This window comes from Streptomyces sp. 35G-GA-8, assembly GCF_023534745.1.
GTDB lineage: Bacteria > Actinomycetota > Actinomycetes > Streptomycetales > Streptomycetaceae > Streptomyces.
This window is the reverse complement of the sequence record NZ_JAMHJQ010000007.1, coordinates 277,882-290,821: the sequence shown is the minus strand read 5'-3', so window position 1 is coordinate 290,821 and position 12,940 is coordinate 277,882. Positions and strand designations below refer to the sequence as shown.

Here is a 12,940-nt window from a genome sequence, read left to right as displayed (position 1 = left end):
ACAGCATGCAGTCCCGGGCGCGGGCCCGGAGCGACCACCGGCGACAACCCGCACACCACCACCGGACTTAGCCGAAACGCACCCCGGCGACAACCCGCACACGAAAACCCGCCCCGGCCAAAGACCGGCGAACCCCTACAACGTAAGGTCCTTGCTCGTGAGTACGGTGTGCGTGGTGCGCGATGTGGTCAAGACGTACCCCGCCGCGCGCGGCAGACGCGGCGTTCCCGGGACGCCCGCGGTGCGGGCCACCGATGGGGTTTCCCTCGATGTGCGGCGCGGTGAGATCTTCGGTCTGCTCGGGCCCAACGGCGCGGGTAAGTCCACGCTCGTACGCCAGCTCACGGGTCTGATGCGGCCCGACTCCGGTGAGGTCGAGGTCCTGGGGCACGATCTGGTGCGGCATCCCGAGCGCGCCTCCCGGCTCATCGGCTATCTCGGCCAGGAGTCGACCGCGCTGGACGAACTGACCGTCGCGCTCGCGGCGGAGACCACCGGCCGGCTGCGTGGACTGTCGCTGCGGGTCGCTCGGGCCGCGCGGGACGATGTGCTGGCGGAGCTGGGACTCACCGAGATCGCCGGGCGGCCCCTGAAGAAGTTGTCGGGGGGCCAGCGGCGGCTGGCCTGTTTCGCCGCCGCGCTGGTGGGGGAGCGGCCCGTGCTCGTACTTGACGAGCCGACCACCGGGATGGACCCGGTCGCGCGGCGCGCGGTGTGGGCGGCCGTGGACCGGCGGCGGGCCGAGCACGGTGTGACCGTACTGCTCGTCACCCACAACGTCATCGAGGCCGAGACCGTGCTGGACCGCGTGGCCGTGCTGGAGCGGGGCAAGGTCATCGCCTGTGACACCCCGTCCGGGCTCAAGGAAGAGGTCGCCGGCGAGGTGCGGGTGGAGCTGGTGTGGCGCGAGCGCGCGCCGCTCGATGTTCCCGAGGTCGCGGCGCTGCGGGACTCGGCGCAGGAGTCGGGGCGCCGCTGGGTGCTGCGGCTCGCACCGGACGAGGCGCGCGCGGCGGTCGCCGCGGTGACCGGTGGCGCCGCCTTCGCGGCGCTGGACGATTTCACCCTGGCGACGCCGAGTCTGGAAGATGTCTATCTGGCGCTCGGCGGCCGGGCGAAGGGGCTGGTCAAGGCGTGAGCGACGGATGTACGCCCGTACCGAACAGGAGCAGTACCACGTGAGCATCGTGCCCGCGGAGGCCGTGTCCGGGAGGGTCGGGACCGCGACCGCGAACGAGCCGGCGGACGGTGCGCCCGCGCCGCTCGCGCCCCGGGCGCGGCTGCTGCCCTCGCTCGCCGCCGTGTACCGCGCCCAGCTGTCCCGGGCCCGGGTCGCGCGGATCCCGCTGCTTTTCGTGGCGACGTTCCAGTCGGTCGGGATCATGATCCTGATGCGGGGCGTGGTGGACGGGGGTGACGAGGCACGGGCGGTGGTCGCCGGGTCGAGTGTGCTCGTCGTCGCGTTCGTGGCGCTCAATCTGCTCGCCCAGTACTTCGGTCAGCTGCGCGCGAGCGGCGGGCTCGACCACTACGCCACGCTGCCCGTGCCGCCCGCGGCGGTGGTGCTCGGCGCGGCCGGTGCCTATGCCTCGTTCACGGTGCCGGGCACGGCGGTCACGGCCGTCACCGGCAGTGTGCTCTTCCAACTGCCGCTCACCCATCTCTGGGTGCTGGTCGCGGTGATCCCGCTGTCGGGTGCGGCGCTCGCCGGTCTGGGGGCGGCGCTCGGGCTGCTCGCGCCCCGGCAGGAGCTGGCGACGCTGCTGGGCCAGCTGGGCATGTCGGCGGCGCTGCTGCTGGGCGTGCTGCCCGGTGACCGGCTGCCAGGACCGATCGCGTACGCGCGTGATCTGCTGCCTTCCACGTACGGGGTGGAGGCTCTTGCCCGTACGTTCGACGCCCGTCCCGACTGGCCGGTGGTGGCTTTCGATCTCGCGGTGTGCGCGGCGGTGGGGGTCTGCTCGCTGGCTGTGGCCACCTGGGCATACCGGCGGGCGGCGGTCCGATGAGGCACCCCCTGGCCAGGACTGGCACGATGGCACAGTGACCGCACCTTTGACACCGCCCCACCAACCGCCGCACGACGATCCCTGGCAGACACCGCAGGCCGGGGGATCGCCCTATTCCGGGGCCGAAGCGGAGAAGGGGCCCGATATGGCGACCGAACTGCGCCAGGCCGTCGTGGTGATGGTGGTGGTCGCGCTCTCCGGTCTGGCGCTCGGACTGCTGTGGCTGTGGCTCTCGCCGCGCATCCCGTTGATCTCGGACGAGACGGCGGTGTTCCTCAAGGACACCGAGGGCGAGGAGGCGATCGCGGTGGACGGTACGTTCCTGCTGCTGGCGCTCGCCTTCGGGGTGGTCAGCGCGGTGCTGGTCTTCCTCTTCCGCAGGCGCGGCGGTATCCCGTTGGTGGTGGGCCTGGCGCTGGGCGGGCTGCTGGGCGCGGTGCTCGCCTGGCGGATCGGTGTCTGGTTCGGCCCCACGTCGGACGTGGTGGCGCACGCCAGGGCGGTCGGCAAGGGCGTCACGTTCGACGCGCCGCTCGAATTGAACGCGAAGGGCGCGCTGCTGGCGTGGCCGATCGCGGCGATGGTGGTCCATCTGGCCCTGACGGCGCTGTTCGGTCCGCGCGATCCGGAGCCGCGCTGGGACGGCTGGGGCCCGGCGTACGGTCCGGCGCCCGACGACGCCCCGACGGACAGAACCTAGCGTCGGCCGATGGGGGCCAGGACCGCCGACGTATGCGACGCCAGATCCGCCGGGGACAGCTCGACCTCCAGGCCCCGGCGGCCCGCCGAGACACAGATCGTCGCATGCGCCTCCGCGGAGGCGTCCACTACGGTCCGTAGCCGCTTGCGCTGCCCCAAGGGCGAGATTCCCCCGCGTACATAACCTGTCGTACGTTCCGCGGTCACCGGGTCCGCCATCGAGGCGCGTTTGCCGCCGACCGCCGCCGCGAGAGCCTTCAGATCGAGCGAACCGGCGACCGGCACGACGGCCACGGTCAGTTCGCCGTCGACGTCCGCGACCAGGGTCTTGAAGACCCGGTCGGGAGAGACACCCAGGGCATCGGCCGCCTCCTCGCCGTACGAGGGCGAAGCCGGGTCGTGCTCGTACGCGTGGAGGGTGTACGGCGTGCCGGCGGCCGTCAGGGCGACCGTCGCCGGCGTGCCACCGGACTGCTGCTTCTTGGACTTCTTCGCCAAGGCGGGTCTTCCCCCGGTGAGTTGAGCTGGGTCAGTTGGGGCTGGACGGCGTGTGCGTCAGGGTCACGGCGGGCAGCGAGGGCAGATGGCGGATCACCGCCGTCTCGGCCCGCAGCAGCTTCAGCTCCTCACGCAGCCGGGCCGCGATGTCCGGGGCCTCGAGCAGCCGCTGCTTGGCCGGGATGTCGAGTACGGCCGCCGCGGCGACCAGATAGGACACCACCGAGGGCTCGTCGGGCAGTTCGTCGCCGGAGAGCGAGCGCTCGCGCGCCCCGGCCAGCCGCTTCTGGTAGCTCCGGAACGCGCGGAGCACGCCCTCGGCGAGCGCGCCCGCGCCGTCGCCCGTCTCCTCGGGCAGCTCTTCCACCTCGGCCGTCAGATACGAGCCGCTGGCGTCGACCGAGAGCAGCCGGACCCGGGTGGTGCCGGTGGCGACCACCTCGAAGCTGCCGTCGGGGCGCTCGCGTATCGTCGCCGCGTCCGCGACGCACCCCACGGGGTGGAAGGATTTCAGGGGGTCGGGGTCGAAGCCGGCGGCGGGCCCGCGATGGGTCAGCGCCGTTCCGTCCGGCATCCCGGCCGCTGTCGGCGCGACCTGGTGTCCGTCGCGGATGGCGACCACGGCGAAGCGGCGCGGCTCGGACTCATCGGTCTTGAGCAGCTCGCGCATCATCGCGCGGTAGCGCTCCTCGAACACGTTCAGAGGCAGGACGAGGCCCGGGAACAGCACCGCGTTCAGCGGGAAGAGAGGGAGGCGTGCGGTGGTCACAACGGTCAAGCGTAGTGGCCGCGGGGCCCTCTCCGTTCTGTCCTGCTCCGCAAAGGCATCGCCGAGGCCACTTGGATCCGTACGGCGTGCCGCGATTCGAGGAACTGACCCAGCGGATCGTCCGTGAACGAGGTCCACGGGAAGGAGGTCGCGTGCGGCCCGATCAGCCGGAACTGCTCCAGCGCCTCCTTCCAGCGCCCCCGCTCAAGCAGTACGTACACCAGCAGATTGCGCACCTCGGCGAGCCACGGGTCGCCCGCCGCGTACTCGGCGGAGACCGCGATGGCGAGATCGGCCGCCGCGTCGATCCGGTCCGCCTGTACGGAGGTGGGCTCGCCGCTCAGCAGCAGGGTGAGGGCGGCGCGCACGGGCAGCGCGCGTACGAGGGAGCCGGGCAGGGCGTCGTGCGCCGCCTGTTCGGCGAAGTCGAAGCACTCGCGGTGCGAGCCGTACCACTCGGCCGAGAGGTACTGGAGGGCCGCGACATGGCAGCCGTAGTGGTGCGAGGAGCGGCGCACGGCCTGCTCCCACAGCGACTCGAAGGCGGTGTGGGTGGCGTGCGTACCGCGCGCGTGGTCGAGCGCGACCCGCCAGGGCACCGGATCGCGTGGATCGCCGTCGGCCGCCGCGTCGATCATCGGGCCCGTCTCGCGCAGCCGCTCGGCGCGGGCCGGTGACTCCCAGGCCCTGCGGATGACCAGCTCGGCCCGGACGAGCAGCGCGTCGGGATCGCGGGGCGCCGATCGCAGCCAGGCCGTGAGCCAGCCGTCACGGCCGTGCGCGAACGCGGCGAGCCGCATCACATAGCGGTCGCGGTTCTCCCACTCGGCGGCCTCGCGCGTCGTCGCGAGCAGCTTCGCCGCGGGTTCGTACTCGCCGAGAGCGGCGGCGACGAGCGCGGGAGCGAGCCGCTCGTCGGGAGCGTCGAGCAGCACCGCGTCGTCCGGCGGCAGCCCGGCGGCGAGCTGCGGGGTGTGCCGGACCATACGCGCGGTGCTGATCAGGGCGCGGAGCAATGACATGGTGCGGACCATTGAAAACCGCAGGTCGAGGACGCGCCAGGGGGCGGCTGTGAAGCTTTCGTATCGGGCGAAAAGGTTGTAGCGCCCAAAGTCAAGGCAAGGTAAAGAAACCCCGGGATGCCGTTACATCCCGGGTGCGGATCCGGCTGGGTCGGGGCCCTTGGGTCCTGTCCGGCCGGACAGGATCTATTGCCGGGAGGGGCACTAGGGCGTGTATCGAAAGTAGCGCCGTCCGCCCGCAGGGCGGGGCTCGCGGCGTCCGGCGCGTGCGATCGCAAGGCGGAGGATCGTCCTCGTAGCGGAGCTACTTGGACGACTCCGACAACGCAGCGAGCGTGCGTGCCGGGCGTCGCGAGCCAGGCGGGACTTTCGATACACGCCCTAGCCTCGCCGCAGCAGTCGGGACGCTCCCGCCGCCACCGTCGTCGCCAGGATCCAGCCCAGCATGATCAGCACCGCCGCCGCCCACTGCCAGCCGCCCTCCAGCAGCCAGTGGCCGTCCTGGCCCAGATCGATCACCGGGATCAGCAGATCCAGGGCGAACAGCGCAGGGTTCCACGCCGGGTGTCCGTCGCCCTTGATCGGCGGCGGGGCGTGCCGGGCGAAGGCGACCGTACTGGCTCCCCACAGCACCGCCATCCACAGCGCCGCCCGGCCGGGCCGGTAGCCGTAGGCCACCGTCCAGTCCTGGAGATAGCCCCAGAGCTTCGCCGCGAGCGGCAGCGTCTCGCGCCGCCTGCGCTGCTTGGCGAGGAGTACTTCGCGCGCGTCCGCGTCCTCGCCGCTGTTGCGCAGGACCTGGGCCAGCCGCTCGTACGGCTCGGGGGAGTACTCCGGGGTCGCCGCCGCCACCCACTCCAACCGCCTGATCAGCGGGAAGTGGCCGAACGGTACGAGGTTCTCGTAGGCGAAACCGCCCATCGCGAGCCCGCCGGGGCCCGGCCAGCTGGTCGACATGTCGACCAGCGTGATGATCTTCGCACCGCTCAGGACGACCCTGCCGTCCTCCACCCGCTCGCACTTGAACCGCAGCTCGGGGGTGTTGATCCGGCGCAGCGACAGCTCCTCCGTGGGCGCGAGATAGAACCGCGCCTGGTCCATGTCGACCGCGTCGCCGAAGCGGCCGTCGTCCAGCCGCACCCCGCCCCGGCACTCGAAGCGCTGCAACCGCGTGCCGAGGAGCGGTGTGGCGACGCTGCCGACGCCGTGCGGCGGCGTCATCCCCGGATCGCCGGTGTCCGTGCTCACCCACGCGCCCGTCATGTACAGCGACCGCTCCACCGTCAGCTGCGGGGCGTTGAGCGCCCGCCGCTCCTCCGCGGCGCGCAGCCGGCTGCCGCGCAGGCTCAGTGACACGCCGATCTTGGCGCCGCGCAGACTGACCTCGCCATATGTCTCGATCTGATCGGCCTGGAGGTCCTGGGCGACGGACATTCCGTCCGCGGTGATCGCCCGGCCCAGCCGGTCGGGACGTACATCGATCTGGCTGATCAGCAGATCCGTACCGATCTGCGCGTCGGTCAGCCGGATGCCACGCTCGACCCGGCAGCGCGGCAGATGGAGATCTCCCTCGGTGTGCAGCCGGGCCGCCTCCAGCCGGGGGATGGCACAGCCCACCATGCGCAGGGTGGTGAAGTGCGACTCGGGCAGCACCACCTCGTTCTCGAAACGGCAGTGGTTCAGCTCGACGTACGGGGCGATGGTGCCACCCGCGAGATTGAGCGTGCCGGTGATCTGCACCCCGCGGAGCTTGAGCGCGGCGACCCGGCCGGGCAGCGCGGCCGGGCCGTTGAGCAGCAGCAGCGCGATGACCCTGGCGCGGACGCTGCGGTCCGTGCCCCAGGGACGCGGCGCGAAGGGGTCGTTCAGTAAGGCGTCCGGAGTGCTCAGGTCGTACGTGCTGCCGTTGCGGAACGACTGCCACATGCCGAGTTCCGCCGCGCTGAGCCAGTCCGGAGATTCGTCGTTCTGCGGCTCGGTCACGGCCGCGCCTCCGCTTCCCCTGTGCGTACGGATGGTCCGTACAACTGATGACGGATGGTCTGTGCGACTGATGAAAGGTGGTCGTACATGCGTTGTTCCCGCTGAGTGACGTGCTGAACGCTAATGGTGACCCGTAGTGAACATGGCGTGTATCAGCCAGTGATACGCGCGACCGACGGCCTGATCCGGTCTGCGAGAATTGACCCCGTGATCTCACGAATCGATCTGCGTGGCGACACCCTCCCCGAGGGTGGAGACCTGCGTGACCTGCTGCCCCGAGCCGAGTTCGACGTGGAAGCCGCCCTGGAGAAGGTGCGCCCGCTCTGCGAGGACGTGCGCCATAGGGGCACGGCGGCACTGATCGAGTCCGCGGAGAAGTACGACGGAGTGACGCTGGAGCGGGTCCGGGTGCCCGAAAAGGCCCTCGCTGACGCCCTGGAAGCGCTTGATCCGGCCGTACGGGCCGCGCTGGAGGAGTCGATCCGGCGCGCGAGGCTGGTCCACCGCGCGCAGCGGCGCTCCTCGCACACCACTCAGGTCGTGCCCGGCGGCACGGTCACCGAGAAGTGGGTGCCGGTCGGGCGGGTGGGGCTGTACGCGCCCGGCGGCCGGTCGGTCTACCCCTCATCCGTGATCATGAACGTGGTGCCGGCCCAGGAGGCCGGTGTCGAGTCGATCGCCCTGGCCTCTCCCGCGCAGAAGGAATTCGGGGGGCTGCCGCACCCGACGATCCTCGCCGCGTGCGCGCTGCTGGGGATCGACGAGGTGTACGCGGCCGGTGGCGCCTCGGCCGTCGCGATGTTCGCGTACGGCGTCCCGGGCCCCGACGGCTGCGAGCCCGCCAACATGGTCACCGGCCCCGGCAATATCTGGGTCGCCGCCGCCAAGCGCTACTTCACCGGCCGGATCGGTATCGACGCCGAGGCGGGCCCGACCGAGATCGCGGTCCTCGCGGACGCGACCGCCGACCCGGTGCATGTCGCGGCCGACCTGATCAGCCAGGCCGAGCACGACCCGCTCGCCGCCGCCGTCCTGGTCACCGACTCGGCCGAGCTGGCCGACGCGGTCGAGAAGGAGCTGGCGCCGCAGGTGGCGGCGACCAGGCACATCGACGACCGGGTGGTCCCCGCGCTCTCCGGCCGGCAGTCCGCGATCGTGCTGGTCGACTCCGTCGAGGACGGCCTGCGGGTCGTCGACGCGTACGGCGCCGAGCACCTGGAGATCCAGACCGCCGACGCCGCCGCGCTGGCCGCGCGGGTGCGCAACGCCGGCGCGATCTTCGTCGGACCGTACGCCCCGGTCTCGCTCGGCGACTACTGCGCGGGCTCCAACCACGTACTGCCGACCGGCGGTTGCGCCTGCCACTCCTCGGGGCTCTCCGTCCAATCCTTCCTGCGCGGCATCCACATCGTGGACTACAGCGAGGAGGCGCTCGCCGAGGTCGCCCACCATGTGGTGACGCTCGCCGAGGCCGAGGACCTGCCCGCGCACGGCGCGGCGATCAAGGCGAGGTTCGCGTGGAAGGTGCCGGGAAAGTGACCTTCGGCAGTCCTGACTTCGATGAGCTGCCGGTACGGGACGAGCTGCGCGGCAAGTCCCCCTACGGCGCGCCCCAGCTGGACGTCCCCGTACAGCTGAACACGAACGAGAACCCGTACCCGCTGCCCGAGCCGCTGGTCGAGCGGATCACCGAGCGCGTCCGCGAGGCCGCGCGGAGCCTCAACCGCTACCCGGACCGGGACGCGGTCGAGCTGCGCACCGAGCTGGCCCGGTATCTCAGCCGGACCGGAAAGCACCCGCTGACCGCCGCGAACGTCTGGGCCGCCAATGGCTCCAACGAGGTCATCCAGCAGCTGTTGCAGACCTTCGGTGGTCCCGGCCGTACGGCGATCGGTTTCGAGCCCTCGTACTCGATGCACGGCCTGATCGCCCGCGGCACCGGCACCGGCTGGCTCTCGGGACCGCGCAACGAGGACTTCACCATCGATGTCGAGGCGGCGCGCAAGGCCATCGCCGAGCACCGCCCCGACGTCGTCTTCATCACCTCGCCCAACAACCCCACGGGCACGGCGGTCGATGCCGGGACCGTCCTCGCGCTCTACGAGGCCGCCCAGGCCGCCAAGCCGTCCCTGGTCGTGGTCGACGAGGCATACGTCGAATTCAGTCACCGGGACTCCCTGCTGCCGCTCATCGAGGGCCGGTCGCGGCTCGTCGTGTCCCGCACGATGTCCAAGGCGTTCGGGGCGGCCGGGCTGCGCCTGGGCTATCTCGCCGCGCACCCCGCCGTGGTCGACGCCGTCCAGCTGGTGCGCCTGCCGTACCACCTCTCCGCCGTCACCCAGGCCACCGCGCTCGCCGCGCTGGAGCACACGGATACGCTGCTCGGGTACGTCGAGACGCTCAAGGCCGAGCGGGACCGGCTGGTAGGGGAGTTGCGGGCGATCGGTTACGAGGTCACCGAGTCGGACGCGAACTTCGTCCAGTTCGGCCGTTTCGAGGACTCCCACTCGGCCTGGCAGCGGATCCTCGACCGGGGTGTCCTCATCCGTGACAACGGCGTACCGGGCTGGCTGCGGGTCACCGCGGGCACCCCGTCCGAGAACGACGCGTTCCTCGACGCGGTACGTGAACTGAAGAAGGAGCGCGCATGAGCCGCATCGGCCGTGTCGAACGCAGTACGAAGGAGACCTCCGTCGTCGTCGAGATCGATCTCGACGGTCACGGCGATGTGGAGGTTTCGACAGGAGTCGGCTTCTACGACCACATGCTCGACCAGCTCGGCAGGCACGGCCTGTTCGACCTCACGGTGAAGACCGAGGGCGATCTGCACATCGACTCGCACCACACCATCGAGGACACCGCGCTGGCCCTGGGCGCCGCCTTCAAGCAGGCCCTCGGCGACAAGGTGGGCATCTACCGCTTCGGCAACTGCACCGTCCCGCTGGACGAGTCGCTGGCCCAGGTGACGGTGGACCTGTCGGGGCGGCCGTATCTCGTGCACACCGAGCCCGAGAACATGGCGCCGATGATCGGCGAGTACGACACGACCATGACCCGGCACATCCTGGAGTCGTTCGTCGCGCAGGCGCAGATCGCGCTGCACGTACACGTTCCGTACGGGCGCAACGCGCACCACATCGTGGAGTGCCAGTTCAAGGCGCTCGCCCGTGCCCTGCGGTACGCCTCCGAGCGCGATCCGCGTGCTGTTGGGATTCTTCCTTCTACCAAGGGTGCCCTGTGACAGGTCTGTCGACCATTCTGATCATCGTGGGGCTCTTCCTCGCCGGCGGTGTGTACTCGTTCCACAAGCAGAAGCTGCCCATAGGTGTGATCGTGCTGCTGGGGATCTGCTCCGTGCTGTGTCTGGTGGCCGGAGTCCTGCGTATCCAGGGGATCTGGGGATGAGCAAGAACGTCGTCGTCTTCGACTACGGATTCGGCAATGTCCGCTCCGCCGAGCGCGCTCTCGCGCGAGCCGGCGCCGATGTCGAGATCACCCGCGACTTCGACCGCGCCATGAACGCCGACGGCCTGCTCGTACCGGGCGTCGGGGCCTTCTCCGCCTGTATGAAGGGGCTCACCGCCGCCCGCGGCGAGTGGATCATCGGCCGCAGGCTCGCCGGTGGCAGGCCCGTCATGGGGATCTGCGTCGGGATGCAGATCCTCTTCGAGCGCGGTATCGAGCACGGCGTGGAGACCGAAGGCCTTGACGAGTGGCCCGGTACGGTCTCGCCGCTCAAGGCTCCGATCGTGCCGCACATGGGGTGGAACACCGTCGAGGCGCCGGAGGGCAGTGAGCTGTTCGCCGGGCTCGACCCGGAGGCCCGCTTCTACTTCGTGCACTCCTACGCCGTGCACGAGTGGGGCCTTGAGGTCACCAACCCCAAGATCCGCGCCCCCAAGGTCACCTGGGCCACCCACGGCGAGCCGTTCGTCGCCGCCGTGGAGAACGGCGCCCTGTGGGCCACCCAGTTCCACCCCGAGAAGTCCGGCGACGCCGGCGCCCAGCTGCTGACCAACTGGATCGGAACCCTCTGATGTCACCCGAGGCCCTTGTGCCGAAGCTTGAACTCCTGCCCGCCGTCGACGTCCGCGACGGCCAGGCCGTCCGGCTGGTCCACGGCGAGTCCGGTACGGAGACGTCGTACGGCTCCCCGCTCGAAGCGGCCCTCGCCTGGCAGCGCTCGGGCGCCGAGTGGCTGCATCTGGTCGACCTCGACGCGGCGTTCGGCACCGGCGACAACCGCGCGCTGATCGCCGAGGTCACCGAAGCCATGGACATCAAGGTCGAACTGTCCGGCGGGATCCGCGACGACGCCTCGCTGGCCGCGGCTCTCGCCACCGGCTGTACGCGGGTCAACCTCGGTACGGCCGCGCTGGAGACCCCCGAGTGGGTCGCCAAGATCATCGCCGAGCACGGCGACCGGATCGCGGTCGGCCTCGACGTACGCGGTACGACACTGCGCGGGCGCGGCTGGACCCGTGACGGCGGTGACCTCTACGAGACACTGGCCCGGCTGGACTCCGAGGGCTGTGCGCGCTACGTCGTCACCGACATCGCCAAGGACGGCACCCTCCAGGGCCCCAACCTGGAGCTGCTCAAGAACGTCTGCGCCGTCACCGACAAGCCGGTCGTCGCCTCCGGCGGGGTCTCCTCGCTGGACGATCTGCGCGCGATCGCCACGCTGGTGCCCGAGGGCGTCGAGGGCGCGATCGTCGGCAAGGCGCTGTACGCCAAGGCGTTCACCCTGGAAGAGGCGCTGGCGGCGGTGTCCGGATGAGCGACGACGTACGCGAGGGCGCACGCGCCGGAGAGGTACGGAAGATCTCGTCCGGCGGTCCGTGGGAGGAGTCCATCGGCTACTCCCGCGCGGTGGAACTCCCCAACGGCCTTGTGCTGGTGGCCGGGTGCACGGCGATGGTCGACGGCAGGATCTCGGCGGGTGGCCCCTACGAACAGGCCAGGGTCGCCTTCGGGGTCGCCGTCAAGGCGCTGGAGGAGCTGGGGCTCGGCGCGGAGCATGTGGTGCGCACACGCATGTACATCACCCACGTCCGGGACTCCGACGAGGTGGGCCGCGCACACAAGGAGCTGTTCGACGCCGTACGCCCCGCCGCGTCGATGATCGTCGTCTCCGGCTTCATCGACCCGAGTCTGGTCGTGGAGGTCGAGGTCGAGGCGTACCGGGGAGGTGCCCGATGACTCTCGCCGTACGGGTCATTCCCTGCCTGGACGTGGACAACGGCCGGGTGGTGAAGGGCGTCAACTTCCAGAACCTGCGGGACGCGGGCGACCCGGTCGAGATGGCCAAGCTGTACGACGCCGAGGGCGCCGACGAGCTGACGTTCCTCGACATCACCGCCTCCTCCGGCGACCGCGAGACAACGTACGACGTGGTGCGCCGCACCGCCGAGCAGGTCTTCATCCCGCTCACCGTCGGTGGTGGCGTACGCACGCCCGAGGACGTCGACAAGCTGCTGCGGGCCGGCGCGGACAAGGTGGGCGTCAACACCGCGGCCATCGCCCGCCCCGACCTCATACGGGAGATCGCCGAGCGCTTCGGGCGGCAGGTGCTGGTGCTGTCGGTCGACGCGCGGCGCACCCCGTCCGGGGCCTTCGAGGTGACGACGCACGGCGGACGCAGGGGCACCGGCATCGACGCCGTCGAATGGGCCCACCGCGCGGCCGAGTTGGGAGCGGGCGAGATCCTGCTCAACTCGATGGACGCCGACGGTACGAAGGACGGCTACGACACGGAGATGATCGCGGCCGTACGCGAGCATGTCACCGTGCCCGTCATCGCCTCCGGGGGCGCGGGCAGGCTCGGTGACTTCGCGCCGGCCATCGAGGCGGGCGCCGACGCCGTGCTGGCCGCCTCCGTCTTCCACTTCGGTGATCTGCGGATCTCGGAGGTCAAGGGCGCGCTGCGCGAGTCGGGGCATCCGGTGCGCTGACGCGAG

The 12,940-nt window shown here is 70.9% G+C and carries 15 protein-coding genes; 11 read left to right on the top strand and 4 right to left on the bottom strand.

Annotated elements, in window-relative coordinates; all coding sequences use genetic code 11:
- Positions 1-166: 166 nt before the first annotated feature.
- From M1203_RS18135 to M1203_RS18125, 3 genes are read left to right on the top strand one after another with little or no spacing between them, the layout of a single operon-like run.
- The gene (locus tag M1203_RS18135; protein WP_249950933.1) at positions 167-1,138 is read left to right on the top strand and encodes an ABC transporter ATP-binding protein; all 972 of its coding nucleotides are present in this window, start codon (positions 167-169) and stop codon (positions 1,136-1,138) included.
- 40 nt (positions 1,139-1,178) lie between these two features.
- On the top strand, positions 1,179-2,009 hold the full coding sequence (locus M1203_RS18130) for an ABC transporter permease (RefSeq protein ID WP_374403289.1): 831 nt from the start codon (positions 1,179-1,181) through the stop codon (positions 2,007-2,009).
- A gap of 34 nt (positions 2,010-2,043) precedes the next feature.
- A complete protein-coding gene (locus tag M1203_RS18125; protein WP_249950771.1) occupies positions 2,044-2,709 on the top strand; it encodes a DUF2567 domain-containing protein in 666 nt (221 codons plus the stop codon).
- On the opposite strand, the gene ybaK is transcribed toward M1203_RS18125, so the two are convergent.
- The 4 genes from ybaK to M1203_RS18105 all read right to left on the bottom strand — a co-directional run bounded on the left by ybaK (position 2,706) and on the right by M1203_RS18105 (position 6,980).
- On the bottom strand, positions 2,706-3,206 hold the full coding sequence (ybaK, locus tag M1203_RS18120; RefSeq protein ID WP_249950770.1) for a Cys-tRNA(Pro) deacylase: 501 nt from the start codon (positions 3,204-3,206) through the stop codon (positions 2,706-2,708). The genes M1203_RS18125 and ybaK overlap by 4 nt on opposite strands.
- A gap of 31 nt (positions 3,207-3,237) precedes the next feature.
- Positions 3,238-3,975, bottom strand: a complete 738-nt coding sequence (locus M1203_RS18115) for an LON peptidase substrate-binding domain-containing protein (protein ID WP_249950769.1) — start codon at positions 3,973-3,975, stop codon at positions 3,238-3,240.
- 5 nt (positions 3,976-3,980) lie between these two features.
- Positions 3,981-5,009 carry a hypothetical protein gene (locus tag M1203_RS18110; protein ID WP_249950768.1) on the bottom strand — a complete coding sequence of 343 codons (1,029 nt, stop codon included), beginning with the start codon at positions 5,007-5,009 and terminating at the stop codon, positions 3,981-3,983.
- Positions 5,010-5,378: 369 nt separating this feature from the next.
- Positions 5,379-6,980, bottom strand: a complete 1,602-nt coding sequence (locus M1203_RS18105) for an oxidoreductase (protein WP_249950767.1) — start codon at positions 6,978-6,980, stop codon at positions 5,379-5,381.
- A gap of 207 nt (positions 6,981-7,187) precedes the next feature.
- Here M1203_RS18105 and hisD point away from each other — a divergent pair, with 207 nt between their 5' ends.
- Genes hisD through hisF form a run of 8 tightly spaced genes read left to right on the top strand, consistent with a single transcriptional unit; the run spans position 7,188 to position 12,934 of the window.
- Entirely contained in the window at positions 7,188-8,519 is a 1,332-nt protein-coding gene (hisD, locus tag M1203_RS18100) for a histidinol dehydrogenase (RefSeq protein WP_249950766.1), read from the top strand.
- Positions 8,516-9,631 carry a histidinol-phosphate transaminase gene (locus M1203_RS18095; protein WP_249950765.1) on the top strand — a complete coding sequence of 372 codons (1,116 nt, stop codon included), beginning with the start codon at positions 8,516-8,518 and terminating at the stop codon, positions 9,629-9,631. The genes hisD and M1203_RS18095 overlap by 4 nt, the downstream gene beginning before the upstream one ends.
- A complete protein-coding gene (hisB, locus tag M1203_RS18090) occupies positions 9,628-10,221 on the top strand; it encodes an imidazoleglycerol-phosphate dehydratase HisB (RefSeq protein WP_249950764.1) in 594 nt (197 codons plus the stop codon). The genes M1203_RS18095 and hisB overlap by 4 nt, the downstream gene beginning before the upstream one ends.
- The gene (locus M1203_RS18085; protein ID WP_249950763.1) at positions 10,218-10,385 is read left to right on the top strand and encodes a hypothetical protein; all 168 of its coding nucleotides are present in this window, start codon (positions 10,218-10,220) and stop codon (positions 10,383-10,385) included. The genes hisB and M1203_RS18085 overlap by 4 nt, the downstream gene beginning before the upstream one ends.
- Positions 10,382-11,017: an imidazole glycerol phosphate synthase subunit HisH gene (gene hisH / locus M1203_RS18080; RefSeq protein WP_249950762.1), complete on the top strand. Its 636-nt coding sequence runs from the start codon at positions 10,382-10,384 to the stop codon at positions 11,015-11,017. The genes M1203_RS18085 and hisH overlap by 4 nt, the downstream gene beginning before the upstream one ends.
- A gap of 17 nt (positions 11,018-11,034) precedes the next feature.
- Positions 11,035-11,760 carry a bifunctional 1-(5-phosphoribosyl)-5-((5-phosphoribosylamino)methylideneamino)imidazole-4-carboxamide isomerase/phosphoribosylanthranilate isomerase PriA gene (priA, locus tag M1203_RS18075; protein WP_249950931.1) on the top strand — a complete coding sequence of 242 codons (726 nt, stop codon included), beginning with the start codon at positions 11,035-11,037 and terminating at the stop codon, positions 11,758-11,760.
- Positions 11,757-12,182, top strand: coding sequence for a RidA family protein (locus tag M1203_RS18070; protein WP_249950761.1), 426 nt, complete (start codon positions 11,757-11,759; stop codon positions 12,180-12,182). Before priA ends, M1203_RS18070 begins: the two co-directional genes overlap by 4 nt.
- A complete protein-coding gene (gene hisF / locus M1203_RS18065) occupies positions 12,179-12,934 on the top strand; it encodes an imidazole glycerol phosphate synthase subunit HisF (protein WP_249950760.1) in 756 nt (251 codons plus the stop codon). The genes M1203_RS18070 and hisF overlap by 4 nt, the downstream gene beginning before the upstream one ends.
- Positions 12,935-12,940: the final 6 nt, after the last annotated feature.

Bases quoted from the DNA above. Each gene is read 5' to 3' on its own strand.
- M1203_RS18110 (WP_249950768.1), bottom strand. From the start codon at position 5,009: ATGGTCCGCACCATGTCATTGCTCCGCGCCCTGATCAGCACCGCGCGT.
- hisB (WP_249950764.1), top strand. From the start codon at position 9,628: ATGAGCCGCATCGGCCGTGTCGAACGCAGTACGAAGGAGACCTCCGTC.
- hisH (WP_249950762.1), top strand. From the start codon at position 10,382: ATGAGCAAGAACGTCGTCGTCTTCGACTACGGATTCGGCAATGTCCGC.
- M1203_RS18070 (WP_249950761.1), top strand. From the start codon at position 11,757: ATGAGCGACGACGTACGCGAGGGCGCACGCGCCGGAGAGGTACGGAAG.
- hisF (WP_249950760.1), top strand. From the start codon at position 12,179: ATGACTCTCGCCGTACGGGTCATTCCCTGCCTGGACGTGGACAACGGC.